Origin of the sequence: Amycolatopsis sp. NPDC088138, assembly GCF_044741685.1 — a bacterium.
In the GTDB taxonomy this organism is placed as follows: domain Bacteria; phylum Actinomycetota; class Actinomycetes; order Mycobacteriales; family Pseudonocardiaceae; genus Amycolatopsis.
Genome location: NZ_JBIUTB010000001.1, coordinates 860,068 through 877,922 on the forward strand (window position 1 = coordinate 860,068; position 17,855 = coordinate 877,922).

The following is a 17,855-nucleotide window of genomic DNA, read 5'->3' on the forward strand; positions in this document are numbered from 1 at the left end:
CCGATCTTTAAGTGTATAACGCCCTATACTTCGGCCCGGTTTTGAGAAACCCAGGGCCAGCCACGAAAACAACGCACAGACCGGCGGGTGTCAGTCCACCAAGCGGAGCCAGGCTTCCGCGAGTGCGGCGTGGCCCGCCGGTGTCGGATGCACTCCGTCCGCGGACCAGTGTTCCGGTTCGGTCGTCCGGGCGAGGGTGGTGAACAACCGGTCGGCGTCGAGCAGGTGGGCGTCGTAGGCGGCGGCGAGTTCCCGCACGGCCTGGATCTTCGGGTCGAGGGTCGCGCGCCAGTCCGCTCGCTGGTCCGGGCCGATGCGCACGCCGCGGGGTTTGCCGTCGTGGTGGACTCCGGCCTCGATGACGCCGTGGACCGGCAGGAGGAACGGCTCGATGAGGACGACCTGCGTGCCGGTGTTAGCGAGGGGTGCGAGGAGGCGGTTGTAGCCCGCGGCGAACTCGTCGGCGGAGATGACGCGTCCTCGTGGGTCGAGGGTGTGCCAGGCGTTGTCGTTGGTTCCGACGAGGATCGAGACGACGTCGGGGCGGGCGTCGAGGACGTCGGCCTGCCAGCGGGCTTCGAGGTCCTGCACCTTGTCGCCGGCGTGCCCGGTGTTGAGCCAGGTGAGGGGCCGGCCGGGGTGGCGGAAGCACCATTCGCCGGCGACGAGGGCGGGGTAGCCGCAGCGGTCGGCGCCGTCGGGTCGCCAGAGGTCGGTGATGGAGTCGCCGGTGAACATCACGGTGCTGTCCGGCTTCAGGGTGATCGTCATGGGTCGAGCCTGGTGGGGGCCGCTGGCGGGGGACGCACAGCGCGCTGGCGTCCCCCGCCAGGGCGTGTCAGTGACTCTCAGGCGGTGACGATGCGGTCGACGAAGCCGTAGGCGAGGGCTTCGTCGGCGTCGAACCAGCGGTCGCGGTCGGCGTCGGCGGTGATCCGTTCGACGGTCTGGCCGGTCTGCTGCGCGGTGAGTTCGGCCATGCGGCGCTTCATCTTGCCGAACACTTCGGCCTGGATGGCGATGTCGGCGGCGGCGCCGCCGATGCCGGCGGAGGGCTGGTGCATGACGACGCGGGTGTTGGGCAGCAGGTAGCGCTTGCCGGGGGTGCCGGAGGAGAGCAGGAACTGGCCCATGGACGCGACGAAGCCGAGGCCCCAGGTGGAGACGTCCGGTTTGACGAGCTGCATGGTGTCGTAGATGGCCATGCCGGCGGTGACGGAGCCGCCGGGTGAGTTGATGTAGAAGGTGATGTCCTTCGCGGGGTCGTCGGCGGCGAGCAGGAGCAGCTGGGCGACGATCCGGTTGGCGACTTCGTCGGTGACTTCGGTGCCGAGGAAGACGATGCGGTCGCGCAGGAGCTGTTCGCTGACGGAGTCGTTGAAGGACTGGCCGGGTGCCTGCATGTCGGGTACGGCGAGAACGGTCATGGGGCCGACCGTAGGGTGCTGGGGGTGTGGTGGTGATCGTCGTTCGCTGTGGGCGTGCGAGTTTCGCTCCGGGCGATCACCAGGATGGGGGTGCGGTATGCCGTCGATCGAGGAGTTCCCGGTGCCGGGTGCGGGGCCGTACGGGATCGTGACCGGGCCCGATGGCGCGTTGTGGTTCACGCTGGTCCACAGCGGACAGATCGGCCGGCTGGGTGCTGACGGCACGACGACGTCGTTCCAGCTGGAACCCGCGTCGACCGGGCCGACGGTGATCACGGCGGGGCCGGACGGTGCGTTGTGGTTCACGGAGTACCAGGGGCACCGGATCGGGCGGATCACGACGTCCGGTGCGGTGTCGTCGTTCGCGGTGCCGACGCCGGAGTCCGGGCCGTACGGCATCGCGGCGGGGCCGGACGGGGCCTTGTGGTTCACGGAGATCAACGCGGGCCGGATCGGCCGGATCACCGTGGACGGTGAGGTCACGGAGTTTCCGCTGCCGGTCGAAGGTGCTTACCCGTCGATGATCACCACGGGTTCCGACGGGGCGTTGTGGTTCACCCTGAACCAGGCGAACGCCATCGGTCGCATCACGACGGACGGCGAGGTTTCGGTGTACCCGGTGCCGACCGAGGCGGCGGCGCCGGTGGGTCTCACGGCCGGGCCGGACGGTGCGCTGTGGTTCGTGGAGATCGGTGCCGGTCAGGTGGGCCGGATCGACGTCGACGGCAGTGTCGTCGAGTTCCCGTTGCCGGACCGTGCTTCGCGGCCGCACGCGATCGTCGCGGGTGGGGACGGCGCGTTGTGGGTGACGTTGTGGGGTGCGAACCGGGTCGCCCGCGTCGCGGTGGACGGCGGGGTCACGGAGCTGGAGCTGCCGACGCCGGGGTCGGAGCCGCACGGGATCGCCGTGGGGCCCGACGGTGCACTGTGGACGGCGCTGGAGATCGGAAAGCTCGCGCGGATCCCGTACTGACGCGAAAAGGGCCGCCGTCCACACGGGACGGCGGCCCTTTTCACACCACGGCTCAGATGAGGCCGAGCTTCTGCACGGTGTCGCGCTCCTCGACGAGCTCCGCGACGGAGGCGTCGATGCGGGCGCGGGAGAACTCGTCGATCTCGAGGCCCTGGACGATCTTGTACTCGCCGCCCGCGGCGGTGACCGGGAACGAGGAGATGATGCCCTCGGGGACGCCGTAGGAGCCGTCGGAGACGACCGCGGCGGAGGTCCAGTCGCCGTCGGCGGTGCCGTTGACCCAGGTGTAGACGTGGTCGATGGCGGCGGACGCGGCCGAGGCGGCCGAGGAGAGGCCGCGGGCCTCGATGATCGCCGCGCCGCGCTTGGCGACGGTCGGGATGAAGTCGCTCTCGAGCCAGGCCTGGTCGACCTCGACGCTCTTGCCGGCGACTTCGGCGTGCTGGACCGAGGGGTACTGGGTGGCGGAGTGGTTGCCCCAGATGGCGAGCTTCTTGATCTCGGTGACGGAGACGCCGAGCTTCTTGGAGAGCTGGGCGAGTGCGCGGTTGTGGTCGAGGCGGGTCATCGCGGTGAAGCGGTCGGCCGGCACGTCGGGGGCGTGCGACTGGGCGATGAGGGCGTTGGTGTTGGCCGGGTTGCCGACGACGAGAACCTTGATGTCGGAGGCGGCGCCGGCGTTGATGGCTTCGCCCTGGGGCTTGAAGATGCCGCCGTTGGCCTCGAGGAGGTCGCCGCGCTCCATGCCCTTGCTGCGGGGGCGGGCGCCGACGAGCAGGGCGATGTTGGTGCCTTCGAAGGCCTGCTTGGGGTCGTCGAAGATGTCGATGCCGGCCAGGAGCGGGAAGGCGCCGTCGTCGAGCTCCATGGCGGTGCCCTCGGCCGCCTTGACCGCCTGCGGGATCTCGAGGAGCCGCAGCTTCACCGGGACGTCCTGGCCGAGGAGCTGACCGGACGCGATGCGGAAGAGCAGCGCGTAGCCGATCTGGCCGGCGGCGCCGGTGACGGTCACGTTGACGGGGGCTTGGGTCATAGCGCTACTCCAGCTTGCTTTTGAGACGACTTTGGCTTGTGCCTTGGAGCCTATCCCTCTCCGTGGTGGCCGTACGGGTGCGTCCAGTCACTCTCGCTGGATCGATTCACGGGGTGGGTTCGTCGGTGACGTTGGCGGCGAGGCGGTGCAGGAGGCTCGCGAGGAGGGTGATTTCGTCGTCGGTGAAGCCGGCGCGGAGGCGTTTGTCGTGGGCGATGGCGGCGGTGGCGAGGTGGTGGAAGAGCTGCTCGCCCTGGTCGGTGAGTTCGACGACGTGGATGCGTCGGTTGCCGGGGTCGCGGCGGCGGGTGACGAGGCCGGTGGTCTCCATGCCGTTGAGGTGGTGGGTGAGGGTGGCGCCCTGGATGCCGACGGCGTTGGCGAGTTCGCGCTGGTTGGCGACGGTTCTGGTCTTGAGGGAGATGAGGATCTGCCAGATCGGCTGGGAGCTGCCGGCGGTGGCGAGGACGTGGTCGAAGGCGCGCGCGGCGGTTTTGGCGGTGCGGGCGAGGACGACGCCGATGGGGGCGGTGGTGGGTGGTGGCACGGGGTGACCGTACCGCAGAAGACGAGAGGTCTAAGCGTTTGACATCTAACGGTTAGACTTCTAACGTTTGCTCCATCAAGTCACCGACGGGCGGAGAGCGAGATCATGAGCAGCACCGAAGAGCAGGTCAAGGCCTTGGGACGCCGCTGGGCGGACGCCGAGGTGCGCGGGGACACCGAAGCGCTGGGCGCCTTGGTCACCGACGGGTTCCGGCTGGTCGGGCCGGTCGGGTTCGTGCTGGACCGGCCGCAGTGGCTGGCGCGCTACCGCACCGGCGAACTGGTCACGAAGTCCCTCGACTGGCACGACGTCGAGGTGCGGGAGTTCGGCGGCACGGCGATCGCGATCGGCGTCCACGAGCAGACCGCGTCCTTCAAGGGCAACCCGGCGGACGGGAAGTTCCGCGCCACGCACGTCCTGGTGCGTGAGGGCGGCGAGTGGCGGCTGGCCGGCATCCACCTCAGCGCGATCGGCGGACCGCCGCCGTTCACGCCCGCCGGGAAGGGTGCCGCGTGATGAGCGTGGAACTGAATCACACGATCGTGTGGGCGACGGACCGTGAGGCGTCGGCGGAGTTCCTCGCCGGGATCCTCGGGCTGCCGGTGGGCCCGGTGGACGGGCCGTTCCGGCCGCTGCCGGTCGCGAACGGCGTCACGCTGGACTTCGCGACCGCCGAGGGCGAAGTGCACGGGCAGCACTACGCGTTCCTCGTGGGCGACCGGGAGTTCGACGCGGCGATGTCGCGGCTGCGGGTGGCCGGGGTGCGGTTCTGGGCCGACCCGTTCCACCGCGTGCCGGGCGAGATCAACCACGAGTCCGGGGGCCGGGGTGTCTACTTCGCCGACCCCGACGGCCACAACATGGAACTGCTCACGCGGGCCTGAGAGGGGAGTGTTATGCGGTTCAGCGTCGGGATCACGGACTTCTCGTGGCCGGACAAGCTCACCGAGGAGCTGGCGGGGGTGACCGTGGCGGCGGAGGACGCCGGCCTGGACACCGTGTGGGTCGCGGACCACCTGCTGCAGGCCGACCCGAACAGTACGGCGGATTCGGCCATGCTCGAGGCGTACACGACCTTGGGGTTCCTGGCCGCGCGGACCAGCAGGGTCGGGCTGGGCACGATGGTGTCGGCGGTGACGTTCCGGCCGCCCGCGCTGCTGATCAAGGCCGTCTCCACGCTGGACGTGCTGTCCGGCGGCCGGGCGCGGTTCGGGATCGGCACCGGGCACCACGACGGCGAGGCGCGGGCGATGGGCCTGCCGTTCCCGCCGGTGGGGGAACGGTTCGAGCGGATGGAAGAGACCGTCCGGCTGGCGCTGCGGATGTGGGACGGCGACACCTCGCCGTTCGAGGGGACGCACTACCGGCTGGAGCGGCCGATCGGCAACCCGCGTCCGGCGCGGCGGCCGAAGCTGCTGATCGGCGGCGCCGGGGAGCGGAAGACGCTGCGGCTGGTCGCGCGGTACGCCGACGCGTGCAACGTCTTCGACATCCCGGACGGCGGGCGCACGGTCCGGCACAAGCTGGCGGTGCTCGCGCGGCACTGCGAGGAGATTGGGCGGCCGTACGGGGAGATCGAGAAGACGATCAGCACGCGGCTTGCGCCCGGCGAGACGGCGGAGTCGTTCGCTCACCGGTGCACGGATTTCGCCGCGTGGGGCATCGATCACGCGGTGGTGATCACGGCCGGCCCGTGGTCGGTGGCGGGGGCCGAGACGCTGGGGCGGGTCGCGGGCTTACTGGACTGACCGGACGTCGTGGGGGTGATCGTTCCGGGTAAACGGTGATCCACCGGCGCGAAATCGTTTTCCGGATATGTTTGAGGTTGTACCGGAATCAATAGACTCGCAGGTTGTCGGAATGTGAGCGATTTGCGCGTGCTGGGGCGACTACGCAGTGTTGCTCCGTTCAGCGGGGTTTCGGACCATGATCCTTTCGCTACCATGGTCCGGCCCCGGTCCCCAATCGGAATGAATTGGGAAGGATTCTGATGCTTTCTGCGGTCGTTGCTGCCGTAATGGCGCTGTCCTCTGTGGTGACTCCCCATTCCTGGAACACTCCTCCGCCGCCCGACAAAATCGTCATCGACGTCGTCAACGCCAACGGCACGGGCTGCCCGATCGGCACGTCGGCGGTGGCGGTTTCGCAGGACAACACGGCGTTCACCGTGACCTACAGCGCCTACACGGCGTTGGTGGGCGTCGGTGCCGGCCCGCTGGACGGGAGGAAGAACTGCCAGATCGGCCTGCGGGTGCACGTCCCGCAGGGGTTCACCTACGGGATCGCGCAGGCCGACTACCGCGGTTTCGCGCACCTGGAACGCGGCGCGACCGGTCTGGAGCGGGCGAACTACTATTTCCAGGGGAATTCGCCGACGGCCTACATCCAGCATCCGCTGACCGGTGCGTTCGAGGACGACTGGCATTTCACCGATTCGACGGAGGTCGGTGCCATCGTGTTCAAGCCGTGCGGTGAGGAACGCAATCTGAACATCAACACGGAATTGCGTGCGGCGGCGGGGACGTCGGATCCGAAGAAGACGACCAGTTTCGTCACGATGGACTCGACCGACGGCAGCATCACCACGACGTACCACTTCGCGTGGCTGGTCTGCCCGTAACGCACCGATGAGCCGGGGGGCGCGGGGGGGGGGGGGCGCGCCCCCCCCCCGGGGCTTTTAAGGGGGCGCGGGGGTCGGGGGGGGCGACCGGGGAGAGCCCCCCCCGGGGGGCGCGGCCGGCGTGGAGGGGGGGGTTCTTCCAACGCCCCCCCCCCCCCCCGGGGGCCGCCCCCCCCCCCCCCCCGGGGCGGGGGGGGGGGGGGGGGGGGCCCCCCCCCCCCCTTCCGGTCATTTCACGGGGACGCGGGGATCCGTGGCCTCGACGTGGAAGACACGCCCGAGGGAGACGAGGCCTTCGTCGAGGTGGCTGAGGCTGGAGAGGACGGCCCGGGTTTCGGCCTGCTCGACGCGGTCGGACACCGGGGTGCCGTCGTCACGCACGAGCGTCCCGGCTACCGGGCCACCCGGGTTCTCGAGGGCCTTGCGCAGGACGTCGATGTTGGCCAGCAGTCGCCCGGTGAACTGCCGGAGCCGCTCGACGTCGCCGCCGGCGAGCTGCCCGGGCTGGGCGCGCGCGGCGACGTGCCGGGCCCGGAAGGCGATGGTCTCCAGGGTGGTGAGCACGTGCCAGCCGTAGTCGCGGCGTGCGCTGCGGAAGTTGACCGGGTGGGTGAGGGGTTCGATCGTGGTCCGGACCTGTTCGACGGCGCGGTCGAGGTCGCGGGAGAGTTCGATGATGTTGACGTTCTCCTCGCCGGCGAGCAGGCCCTCGGTGTGTTCGAGGAACTCGGCGAGCTCGTCGAGGACCTCGGTGATGTCGTCGAGCATGACCGAGCGGGTGCGGACCGGGACGATGACGATCGCGGCGAGGATGCCGGCCGCGGCCCCCACGGCGGTCTCGGCGACGCGGATCCAGAGGACCGCGAAGCTGAACGTGCCGAGCAGGCTGTAGAGCAGCCCGAGCATGCTGGTGACGAAGAACGCCATCACGACCTGCGAGACGCGCGCGGTGTAGACCATCCCGAACACGCAGACCAGGATCAGCGCGAGCGTGGCCGGGGTGCTGCCGGCGACCAGGAAGGCGAGCAGGACGCCGCCGAAGATGCCGATCAGGGTGCCACCGAGACGGCGGACGCCCTTGACGAAGGTGGCACCGGCGCTGGAAGCGCCGATGAAGACCACGAACACCGTGAGCACGGCCCAGTACCAGCGCTGGTGGGACACCAGCTCCCCGCCGAGCACGGCGAGACCGCCGCCGACGACGGCCTGGATGGCACTGCGGGTCTGGTTGTCGTAGGCGAACCTCGGTGTCGGCTCGTCCTCTTCGTCTTCGTCGAGGAGGTCGGTCGTGGCCTCGGGGACGGCGGCGCGCTGGGCGCGGTCGTCGGCCAGCGCCAGCTCGGCCAGCGCCTTGCGGACGCCGTCGCCGGGGGCGGCGTGCTCGTCGATGCGGCTGCCCTCGACGAGCATCCGGCTGTACTCGCCGGTCTGGCTGATGAGCGGCAGTTCACGCGGGTCGCGTTCCATGAGGGCGCGGAAGCGGGCGAGCCGGGCGATCAGGTCGTCGCGGACCTCGGCGGTCAGCTCGTCGGAGCAGGTGCGCTGCACGGTGCTGGTGAGCCAGCCGACGGCGAGCTCGACCTCGATGGCGCGGCGGCGCAGCACGTCGGCCGCGCGGGCGTCGACGACGTCGGGGGCGGCGTCCTCGATGAGCAGGACGCACTCGTGCAGCCGGCTGATCGAACGGCGCAGCTGCTTGCGGGTGCGTTCGCTGCCGTTCACCGCGAGGTAGGCCTCGGTGGCGCGGACGACCTCGGCGAGCCGGGCGCGGAAGGCGCGGCGGACCCGGAGGAACTCCGCCTCGGGGTTGTGCCGCAGCAGCACGAACCGGACGACGGCGTTGGCCAGCACCCCGACGACCAGCGCGAGCAGCAGCTGCGGGACCTGCTTCAGGTGGGTCTGCAGGAACATCGGGAAGAAGAACAGGAAGAACCCGATGGAGCCGAGCGCGGTGCCGCGGGGGCCGAAGCGCTGGGCGTAGACCGCGACGAAGATCAGCATGACGAACACGATGCTGTCCATCGGCGGCAGCGCCGAGCCGAGGCTGGCCACGGTGATCGACGCGGTGCCGGTCAGGAACGCGAGGCCGAGGGTGACCGCCTGGCCGCCGGGAGTGGCGTCGTTGACGGTGAACGCCGTCATCATCGCGGCGATCGCGCCCACCAGCATCACCGTGAGCGGCAGGTGCGCCGGGAGCAGCGCGCCCACGGCCAGGATGATGCCGAGGACCGCAGAGCCGGCCAGGCGCAACCGGACCAGGCCGGGGTCGGCCGCCGCCAACCGGTCGAGCACGGCGGTGCGGAGGCGGTTCATCGGGCGAGCAGCTCCCATTGGGCGAGGGTGGCCCGGCGGCCGCCGGCGGCGGTGATCCGCAGGCGGTAGCGCGCGTGCGCGGCCGGGGTGGCGAGGACGAACGGGCGGGTCTGGCGGCGCCAGCGGAACAGCTCGCCGGTGCGTTCGTCGAGAGTCTCCCAGTCGGTGCCGTCGGCCGAGCCTTCCAGTACCCACGCGCTCGGGTCGCCGGAGCGGGTGCCGGAGGTGAGCGTGTACATCGTGACCTCGCGGGGTTCGCCGGTGACGGCGAACTCGATCGACGGGGTGGCGCCGCGGAAGGTGACCTGGGTGCCGGTGGTGTCGTCGAACAGGGCGTCGACGCCGGTGCCGTCGGAGCTGGTCGCGGTGCCGGTGAGGTCGGTGATCGGGTCCGGCTGCTGCGCTTCGGGCGGCGGGGCGCCCCAGGTCGTCGGCTCGGTGGTGAGGTCGAAGACGAGTTCGGCGCCGCCGGCGAGGGTGGCGTGGGAGATCGTCGTGGACTCGTGCGGTTTCCCGTCGACGGTCAGGCCGCGGACGTAGACCGTCTCCTCGGTGTTGCCGGGGGCGTGGACGACGAGCTTCTTGCCCTCGCCCAGGTGCACGGTCGCCTTTTCGAACAGCGGCGAGCCGATCGCGTAGCGCGGGCTGCCGACGGCCAGGGGGTAGAAGCCCAGCGCACTGAAGACGTACCAGGCGGACATCTCGCCGTTGTCCTCGTCGCCGGGGTACCCCTGGCCGAGCTCGCTGCCGAGGTAGAGCCGCCGCAGCACCTCGCGCACGACGCGCTGGGCCTTCGCGGGCGCGCCGGCGAGGTTGTAGATGTAGGGGATGTGGTGCGAGGGCTGGTTGGAGTGGCCGTACTGGCCCATCCGGACGTCGCGGGCCTCGGTCATCTCGTGGATCAGCCCGCCGTACGCGCCGGGCCGCTGTCCGGTCTCCGGGGTCGCGAAGAACGTGTCGAGCTTGGCTTCGAGACCTTCGTTGCCGCCGTGCAGCGCGGCCAGGCCGGGGCCGTCGTGCGGGGCGGTGAAGGCGGTGTTCCAGGCGTTGGTCTCGACGAAGTCGCCGCCCCACGCCGCCGGGTCGTACCCCTCGGGGGCGAACTTGCGGCCGCCGTCGCGCTTGCGGCCCTGGAAGAAGCCGATCTTCGGGTCGAAGTGGTGGACGTAGTGCTTCGCCCGCTCGCGGAAGTAGGCGGCGTACTCGGCGTACATCCGCGCCCGCGGCCCGTCGCTTTCCCGTGAAAGGGCCATCGAGAGGTTGGCCAGGCCGAAGTCGTTGACGCAGCCCTCCAGCGCCCACGACAGTCCTTCGTGGACGGACGTCGGCGTGTAGCCGAGGAAGATCGACTGGTCCAGGCCTTTCCGGCCGACCGCGCGGTGCGGCGGGGTGACGGTGGCGTTCTTCAGCCCGGCGTCGTAGGCGGCCTCGACGTCGAAGTTGCGGACGCCCTTGAGGTAGGCGTCGGCGAACGCGACGTCGGAGCTGGTGCCCGTCATCAGGTCGGCGTACCCCGGTGAGGACCACCGGGAGACCCAGCCGCCCTCGCGGTACTGCTGGACGAACCCGTCGATCATCCGGCCGCAGTGGGCCGGGGTGAGCAGCGCGTACGCCGGCCAGGTGGTGCGGTAGGTGTCCCAGAAGCCGTTGTTGACGAACATCTCGCCGTCCACGACCTTCGCGCCGGTGCGGCGGCGGGTGCTCGGCCACCGGCGGCGGATCACCGGGCTCGCGTGCCGGATCCCCTTCGGCGTGTTCTCGTGCGCGCTGTTCGGGTACAGGAACAGCCGGTAGAGGTTCGAATAGAGCGTGGTCCGCTGATCCTCGGTCGTGCCCTCGACCTCGATCCGGCCGAGCTGCTCCCGCCACAGCTCCCGCGCCTGCGATCGGACCTGCTCGAACGTCGTCCCGGCCGGGATCTCCAGCTCCAGGTTGCGCTTGGCCTGGGCGAGGCTGATCAGCGACGTCGCGATCCGCAGCGTCACCTCGGGCCCGTCGAACTCGAAGTACCCCGAGACTCGCCGCCACGGTCGGCGGTACTTGGTGCCGCGCGTGGCCGGGGCGTCGGTCTGGGCGTAGACGAACATCCGGCGCGCGCCGGCCGACAGGCGGCTGCGCACCCAGGTGTGGCCGGTGACGACGCCGGTGTCGGCGTTCAGCCGGAGGCCACCGCGGTGGCCGACGTTGTCGAACAGCAGCCAGCCGTGCTTGTCGGGGAAGGTGAACTTCAGGATCGCCGCGTGGTCGGCCGGGGCGAGGTCCGCGGTGACGCCGTTGGCGAAGCGGACGCCGTAGTGGTGCGGCGAGTCGGTCTCGTCGTCGTGGGAGAAGGCCAGCGCGCGCTTGCGGCGGTTCGGCTCCACCGGGCCGGTGCCGGGCATGACGTGGAAGGTGTGCCGGTCGCCCATCCACGGGCTCGGCTGGTGGCTCAGCGCCAGGGCCTGCAGCGCCGGGCGGTTCTGGTCGTCGTTGTGGCGGTGGTAGGAGTAGATCCAGTTGGTGACTTTCGCGTCGGTGACCGGGGTCCAGAAGTTGAACCCGTGCGGGACGGCCGTCGCGGGGAAGTTGTTGCCCCGGGAGTAGTCGCCGCTCGAGTGCGACCCGCGGGTCGTGCGGACCAGGTCGACGGGCTCACGCGGCGCCTCGGCCCGCTCGCCGACGCGGACGTCGTCGACCCAGCCGGTGATCTCGCCCTCCGGTGCCGCGGTGAGGAGCACGATCCGGCTGATCCGGCGCCCGGCGAACGCCCCCAGCGGGCGGCGCACGAGGTTCCACTGGTCCACCCAGAGCGTCTTGTCGTCCACCGGGGCGAACCCGGCCGACGTGCCGTCGGCGAACTCGACGTCCAAGCTCACCCAGGTGGCGTGGTACGCCGGGACCTCACCGTCGGACTGCGGGAAGACCACATAGGACAGCTCGGTGCGGCCGGTGACCGGCACGTCGAGTTCGAACAGGACACTGCGCGGCCGCTCGCTGTAGCGCAGCGCACGGGCCCCGGTGAAGCCGACGCCGGTCTTGGCCGTGGGGGAGCGGTCGGGGCCGCTGTCGACCCGCAGCGCGGGGTCCGCGGGCTGCGGCTCACCGGTTTCGAAGGACGAGAAGAACACGGCGTCGGGCATGTGCCCACCGTATCCGCCGATCGGCGTAGCGTGTGGCCCGGCAGACTCGGACGTGGGGGGAGGCGGCGGTGAGCACGCACACCGTCCGGCACGAGGGTGCCGAACTCACCTACGACCTGCGGGGTGCCGGCCCCCTTCTGCTCCTGATCGCCGGGCAGGGCGGCGAGGGCGCCCGCTTCGCCGGCCTGACGCAGCAGCTGGCGGACGAGTTCACCGTGCTGACCTACGACCGCCGCGGCACCGGGCGCAGCGCCGGCCGTGACACCGACTTCGACATGGCCCAGCAGGCCCGCGACGCCGCCGCGGTCATCCGCTCCGCCCGCCCCGCCGCCGCGCGCGCGGCGGTGTTCGGCCAGGGCGGTGGCGGCTCGATCGCGTTCGAACTGGCCGCGCACGTGCCCGACGTCGTCGCGGAGCTGGTCGTCCACGAAGCACCGAGCATCCCGCTGCTGCCGGACGCCCCGCAGCGCCTGGCGTTCGCCCGCGAGATCCAGGCCACCTACGAGAGCCGGGGCGTGGTGGCGGCACTGGCGCAGTGGGGCGCGTCCCCGGCCGACTTCGCCCGCCCCGAGGCCGCCGACCACTTCCTGCGCCGCGAGTTCCTGCCGATCGCGTGGCACAACCCGGACCTGGACGCGGTCCGCCGCACCGGCATCCCGGTGGTCACGGCCACCGGCGCCGAAAGCCGCGAGGAGTACTACACCCGCGGCGCCCGGGTCCAGGCCGAGCACCTGGCCTGCCGCTGCGTCGAGTTCCCCGGCGACCACTTCGGCTTCGTCGCCGAACCGGCCCTCTTCGCCGACGTGCTGGCCAAGGAGCTGACCGGCCTGCGCCGCGCTTGACCGCTGTCGTCGGCGACTCGCTCAGGACGGCCGGCCACCGAACTGCCAGGTGTGCACCTCGATCGCGGCGTAGCGGTCCGCGGTGAGGAGGGCGCGCGCGGCGTCCGGGTCCGGTGCCCGCAGCAGCGCCGCCGTGCCCAGCCACGCGGTGGCGTCGTCGGACAGCAGCGGCCCGTACGCGATCAGCTCGTCCCGCCCCGGCGGGACGTCGAGGTCGGCCGGTTCCCCGGCCCCGAAGCCGAGCACCAGGTACCCGTGACCGCCGGTGCGGCCGCCCGGGAAGTCCCACATCGTGCGGCCCAGGGTGTTGCGCCAGCGGCGCAGCAGCACGTCCCGGTACACCCCGGCCTGGTACCCGGGCTCGTCGAAGGCGAACGCCCGGGCGGCCGCCGGATCCGGCAGATCGACGACGTGCACGCTGCCGGTGGGCGTATCGCCGTCCATCGTGGGGCCGCGGGCGATCATCGTGAACCGGTCCATGTAGGACCAGTGCGCCGCCAGCAGCTCCCCGCGCAGCCCCGCCGACCCGGGCCGGTCCCGGTGGTAGCAGAAGAACTCCATCTCACCTCCGAAAGCCGTGAAGGCCACCTTGAGGGACTCAGAGTTCCTCAAGGTGGCCTTCACGGACCAAACTGGCGAACTAGATCTTCGCGCACTGCCCGGCGGACGGGCCGCGGACGGTGTTCGGCAGGTCGTAGTCCGTCGGGGCCGGCGAGTTGATCGCGCAGGCCAGCGGGCCGCCGATGGTGCTCGACGTGAGCACCGGCCCGTGGTTGCCGGTCAGCGCGACCGGGCCGCCGACCGTCGTCAGCTCGATCGACACCTGCCCGGTCACCCCGGTGATCGCCACCGGGCCGTCGACCTTGGTGCGGTTGAGCACCACCTGGGCGGCACCCGTCGCGGCGAGCGGTCCCTTGATCTCACCGCCGCGGACGATCAGCGAAGCGCCGCCGCCCACGGTGACCGGGCCCGAGACCGTCGCGTCCTGCAGGCACACCGTGCCGGACGAGACGTTGAGCGGCCCGGACGACGCACCGGTGATCGTCTTCGTGCAGGAGGCGTCCGGCTTGCCCAGCAGCTCGAACTCGGCCAGCTGCGCCGGGGCGCCGGTGCTGGTCGCGGTGACTTCGAGCTTGTAGTAGGCGTAGTGCGCCGGGTTGGCCACCTTGAACGCGCGGGTCTGCTGCCGCCAGGCGAAACTCTGGTTCGTCTGCTGGTCCGCGACCGCCCACGTCTTGCCGTCGTAGGAACCCTTCAGCGTCCAGCTCTTCGGGTCACCCGCACCGGTCTGGGACGTCAGCGTGTAGTGGCTGACGGCTTCGTCGGTCGAGTTGAGCTGGTACTGCAGGGCGCCGGTGACGGCGGCCTGGGTGCGCGAGGTGTTGTCGAGCAGCGCACCCGCGTTCGAGCCGTCCGAAGTGGACAGCGTGCCCCTGCCGTCACCGGTTTCGTCGTGCAGCGGTGTCGGAACGGCGTTGTCCTTCGTGATCGACGCCGGGGCGTCGTTCGGGGCGGTGCCCCACTTCGACGGGTTCGGGCCCATGTCGAAGTCGATCGTCCCGCCCTTGGCGATGACGTCCTGCGGCAGCGACGTGGAGCTGTACGCCTTGCCGTTGACCTTCACACCCTGGACGTAGACGTTCTTCGCGCTGTTCTTCGGCGCGTTGATCACCAGGTTCTTACCGCCGGCCAGGTGGATCGTCGCCTTCTTGAACAGCGGCGACCCGATCGCGTAGTTCGGGCTGCCCATCTGCAGCGGGTAGAAGCCCAGCGCGCTGAAGATGTACCAGGCCGACATCTCGCCGTTGTCCTCGTCGCCGGCGTAACCCTGGCCGATCTCGGCGCCGTTGTAGAGGCGAGAAAGGGCCTCACGGACCTTCGCCTGCGTCTTCGACGGCTGACCCGCGTAGTCGTACATGTAGAGCAGGTGGTGCGAAGGCTGGTTGGAGTGGCCGTACTGGCCCATCCGCACGTCCCGCGCCTCCCGCATCTCGTGGATCACGCCACCGTACGAGCCGGGGTAGTTGGCGGTCTCCTGGTCGGCGAAGAACTGGTCCAGCTTGTTCGCCAGGCCCGCCTGCCCGCCGTAGAGGTTGGCCAGGCCCTTGCCGTCCTGCGGCACGGTGAACGCCATGCCCCAGCCGTCGGTCTCGGTGTAGTCACCACCCCACGAGCGCGGGTCGTACTCGTCCTTCGTCTTGGTGAACTTGCCGTTCGCGTCCTTGCCCTGGAAGAACCCGACACTCGGGTCGTACAGGTTCACGTACTGCTGGGCGCGGCTGGTGAAGTACTCGTAGTTCTCCTGGTACTCCGCCTTGCGCGGGTCGTTCGGCGCGGCTTCGTCGGCCAGCTTCTTCGACAGGTTGGCGATGCCGAAGTCGTTGACGTAACCCTCGATCGCCCACGAGAAGCCCTCGCTGGCGGTGTTGGGCGTGTAGCCGAGGAAGATGCCCTGGTCCAGACCCTTGCGGCCGACCGCCGAGTTCGGCGGCGTCACCGTGGCGTTCTTCAGCGCCGCGTCGTAGGCCGACTTGACGTCGAAGTTCTTGACGCCCTTGAGGTAGGCGTCGGCGAACGCGACGTCGGAGCTGGTGCCCGTCATCAGGTCCGCGTAGCCGGGGGAGGACCAGCGCGCGATCCAGCCGCCGTCGCGATACTGCTGCACGAACCCGTCGACCATCTTCCCGGCCATGTCCGGCGTGAGCAGCGAGTACGCCGGCCAGGTCGTGCGGTAGGTGTCCCAGAACCCGTTGTTGACGTAGGTCTGGCCGTCGACCACCTTCGACCCGGTCTGGGTCGCGGTGTCCGGGCCCGCCTTCGGCGACACCGGGCTCGCGTACTTGTACACGGGCTTGTCGGCGGTGCCGGTGTTCTCGAACCCGGAGTTCGGGTAGAGGAACAGCCGGTACAGGTTCGAGTAGAGCGTCGTGAGCTGGTCCTTCGACGCGCCCTCGACCTCGATCACCTTCAGCTGGTCGTCCCACGCCTTCTGCGCGGCGGCGCGCACGGTGTCGAACGTCGCGGCCGGCGCGATCTCCATCGCCAGGTTCTTCTTCGCCTGGTCGAGGCTGATCAGCGACGTCGCGATCTTCATGTTCACCGTCTTGTCGGCACCGGCGTCGAACCGCAGGTACCCGGTGACGTTGTCGCGGCCCTGACCGGTGAGCTTGCCCCCGGCGCTGACGGGCTTGTCGAACGTCGCGTAGACGAACATCCGGCCCGCACCGGCGGACACGTTGGTCTCGGTGTAGCCCGAGAGCGTGCCGGTGGCGGTGTCGAGGGTCAGCCCGGCCGAGTTGTTGACGCTGTCGAAGATCAGGCTCGAGTCCGCGCCCGGGAACGTGAACTTCATCATCGCCGCGTGGTCGGTCGGCGTGATCTCGGTCTTGATCCCGTTCTGGAACTGCACCCCGTAGTAGTGCGCCCGCGCGACCTCGTCGCTGTGCTTGAAGGCCAGCGCCCGCGCGTCGCGGTTGGCGTCGGGCACCCCGGCGGCCGCGGACGGCATCACCTGGAACGCCTCGCGGTCACCCATCCACGGGCTCGGCTCGTGGCTCACGCTGAACGCCTGCAGCTGTGGCAGGTTCTGCGCGTTGTTCTGGGTGCTGTAGTTGTAGAGCCAGCTGCTCGACCCGGCGTCGGTGACCGGGGTCCAGAAGTTGAACCCGTGCGGCACCGCCGTGGCCGGGAAGTTGTTGCCACGGGAGAACGTGCTGTTGGCCATCGTGCCCCGCGTGGTGACCACGTTGTCGCTCGGGCGGGTGCTCGCGGGCGGGGTCGGGGTCGCCGACACCTTCACGTCGTCCAGCCAGCCCTGCAGCGAACCCGGGCCGTTCGGGTTGTCGTACCCGACGAGGATCCGGTCGATGGTCTTGCCCTTGGCGACCGAGCCGATCGCCGAGCGCACCAGGTTCCACTGGTTGGCGTAGAGGACCTTGCTCGCGCCCTGGCCCTCCGGGGTCAGCGGGAAGCCGTACTGGTCGGTCGCACCGAGGTTGCGCAGGTACGTGCCGTCGGTGAAGGCCAGGTCGATCGCGACGTTCGTGCTGGGGTACTTCAGGTCGCCGGTGATGAACTGCGGCTGCACCTCGTACGACAGCTCGGTCGAAGCCACGACCGGCACGTTCACGTCGAAGATCTTGTTGTACGACCAGCCGTGGCCGGCCTCGGTCTGGCTGCCCGAGTAGCGGAACGCCTTGAGACCGGTGAAGCCGACGCGGTTCTTGTTCGTGTAACCGCTGGTCGGGCCGGAGTCGGTGAAGCTGCGCATGTTCGGCAGCGGCGGCGGCGCCGGGTCGTCGTTGGCCAGCAGCAGCTCCGAGAGCTGCAGGATGTCCCCGCCGTTGTTGCGGGTCACGTTCAGCCGGAAGTACTTGTACGCCGCGGTCGGCGCGGCCAGCTTGTAGTCCTTCTGCTGGAACCGCGCGGTGAACGCCTGGTCGGCCTGCTTGTCCACGTCGGTCCAGGCGAGGGCGTCGTTCGAGCCCTGCAGCGTCCAGTCCTTCGGGTCGCGGTTGTCGAAGTCGTTGGCCGACGACAGCGCGTAGTGCGTGATCGAGGTGGGTTCCGACAGCGTGATCTGCGCCCACGCGGTCGGGTCCCAGGACAGCCACTTGGTGTCGGTGGTGCCGTCGACGAGGTTCGACACCACCTCGCCACCGTCGGTGTTCTCGCTGCTCGCGCTGGTCTCGGTGACCTTGCCGCGGATGTCACCGGGGATCGCGGTGCCGTTCGCGCCGTTGACGCCGAACGCGCGCGGCTTGCCCGCCGCGTCGGTGTCCACGGTGTCGGTCCACGTCGGCTGGGTGTCACCGGCCTCGAACGAGGAGGAGAAGTCGGCGGGGAGGGCGTCCTCGGCGGCGTAAGCGGCCGCCGGGAGGGCGACCAGGCCGGCGGCGACCACGGTGGCGGCCAGCATCATGGCGACCGGTGGTCTGGCGCTTCGGGGCATCATTGCTCCAAGCTCTGGAGGGATGAACTC

General features: G+C 70.3%; 14 protein-coding genes. 6 read left to right on the forward strand and 8 right to left on the reverse strand.

The window, feature by feature from the left end; all coding sequences use genetic code 11:
• Nucleotides 1-90 precede the first annotated feature (90 nt).
• Nucleotides 91-771 (reverse strand): SGNH/GDSL hydrolase family protein, encoded by a 681-nt coding sequence (locus ACIOD2_RS03955; protein ID WP_400534052.1) that lies wholly within the window; start codon nt 769-771, stop codon nt 91-93.
• Nucleotides 772-848: 77 nt separating this feature from the next.
• Nucleotides 849-1,427, reverse strand: coding sequence for a ClpP family protease (locus ACIOD2_RS03960; RefSeq protein ID WP_400534055.1), 579 nt, complete (start codon nt 1,425-1,427; stop codon nt 849-851).
• Between the two features lie 97 nt (nt 1,428-1,524).
• Between ACIOD2_RS03960 and ACIOD2_RS03965 the strand changes: the two genes are divergently transcribed.
• On the forward strand, nt 1,525-2,400 hold the full coding sequence (locus ACIOD2_RS03965; protein WP_400534058.1) for a virginiamycin B lyase: 876 nt from the start codon (nt 1,525-1,527) through the stop codon (nt 2,398-2,400).
• Nucleotides 2,401-2,452: 52 nt separating this feature from the next.
• On the opposite strand, the gene ACIOD2_RS03970 is transcribed toward ACIOD2_RS03965, so the two are convergent.
• Together ACIOD2_RS03970 and ACIOD2_RS03975 are read right to left on the reverse strand one after the other, a co-directional pair.
• Complete coding sequence (locus ACIOD2_RS03970; protein WP_400534061.1) at nt 2,453-3,433, reverse strand: malate dehydrogenase; 981 nt, start codon at nt 3,431-3,433, stop codon at nt 2,453-2,455.
• A gap of 106 nt (nt 3,434-3,539) precedes the next feature.
• Entirely contained in the window at nt 3,540-3,980 is a 441-nt protein-coding gene (locus ACIOD2_RS03975) for a MarR family winged helix-turn-helix transcriptional regulator (RefSeq protein ID WP_400534064.1), read from the reverse strand.
• Nucleotides 3,981-4,085: 105 nt separating this feature from the next.
• On the opposite strand from ACIOD2_RS03975, the gene ACIOD2_RS03980 reads away from it, so the two are divergent.
• The 4 genes from ACIOD2_RS03980 (at nt 4,086) to ACIOD2_RS03995 (ending at nt 6,600) form a co-directional block, all read left to right on the forward strand.
• The gene (locus tag ACIOD2_RS03980) at nt 4,086-4,496 is read left to right on the forward strand and encodes a nuclear transport factor 2 family protein (protein WP_400534066.1); all 411 of its coding nucleotides are present in this window, start codon (nt 4,086-4,088) and stop codon (nt 4,494-4,496) included.
• The gene (locus ACIOD2_RS03985; RefSeq protein WP_400534068.1) at nt 4,496-4,864 is read left to right on the forward strand and encodes a VOC family protein; all 369 of its coding nucleotides are present in this window, start codon (nt 4,496-4,498) and stop codon (nt 4,862-4,864) included. Before ACIOD2_RS03980 ends, ACIOD2_RS03985 begins: the two co-directional genes overlap by 1 nt.
• A 12-nt stretch (nt 4,865-4,876) precedes the next feature.
• Nucleotides 4,877-5,728: a TIGR03560 family F420-dependent LLM class oxidoreductase gene (locus tag ACIOD2_RS03990; RefSeq protein ID WP_400534071.1), complete on the forward strand. Its 852-nt coding sequence runs from the start codon at nt 4,877-4,879 to the stop codon at nt 5,726-5,728.
• Between the two features lie 242 nt (nt 5,729-5,970).
• Nucleotides 5,971-6,600 (forward strand): DUF4360 domain-containing protein, encoded by a 630-nt coding sequence (locus tag ACIOD2_RS03995; RefSeq protein WP_400534074.1) that lies wholly within the window; start codon nt 5,971-5,973, stop codon nt 6,598-6,600.
• 228 nt (nt 6,601-6,828) lie between these two features.
• Here ACIOD2_RS03995 and ACIOD2_RS04000 read toward each other — a convergent pair whose 3' ends face one another.
• The gene (locus ACIOD2_RS04000) at nt 6,829-8,913 is read right to left on the reverse strand and encodes an FUSC family protein (protein WP_400534076.1); all 2,085 of its coding nucleotides are present in this window, start codon (nt 8,911-8,913) and stop codon (nt 6,829-6,831) included.
• Nucleotides 8,910-12,032, reverse strand: coding sequence for a GH92 family glycosyl hydrolase (locus tag ACIOD2_RS04005; RefSeq protein WP_400534079.1), 3,123 nt, complete (start codon nt 12,030-12,032; stop codon nt 8,910-8,912). The genes ACIOD2_RS04000 and ACIOD2_RS04005 overlap by 4 nt, the downstream gene beginning before the upstream one ends.
• A gap of 68 nt (nt 12,033-12,100) precedes the next feature.
• Here ACIOD2_RS04005 and ACIOD2_RS04010 point away from each other — a divergent pair, with 68 nt between their 5' ends.
• Nucleotides 12,101-12,874, forward strand: a complete 774-nt coding sequence (locus ACIOD2_RS04010; RefSeq protein WP_400534082.1) for an alpha/beta fold hydrolase — start codon at nt 12,101-12,103, stop codon at nt 12,872-12,874.
• Between the two features lie 21 nt (nt 12,875-12,895).
• On the opposite strand, the gene ACIOD2_RS04015 is transcribed toward ACIOD2_RS04010, so the two are convergent.
• Together ACIOD2_RS04015 and ACIOD2_RS04020 are read right to left on the reverse strand one after the other, a co-directional pair.
• On the reverse strand, nt 12,896-13,435 hold the full coding sequence (locus tag ACIOD2_RS04015; RefSeq protein WP_400534085.1) for a YciI family protein: 540 nt from the start codon (nt 13,433-13,435) through the stop codon (nt 12,896-12,898).
• A 79-nt stretch (nt 13,436-13,514) separates the two neighbouring features.
• Nucleotides 13,515-17,825 (reverse strand): GH92 family glycosyl hydrolase, encoded by a 4,311-nt coding sequence (locus tag ACIOD2_RS04020; RefSeq protein WP_400534088.1) that lies wholly within the window; start codon nt 17,823-17,825, stop codon nt 13,515-13,517.
• Nucleotides 17,826-17,855: the final 30 nt, after the last annotated feature.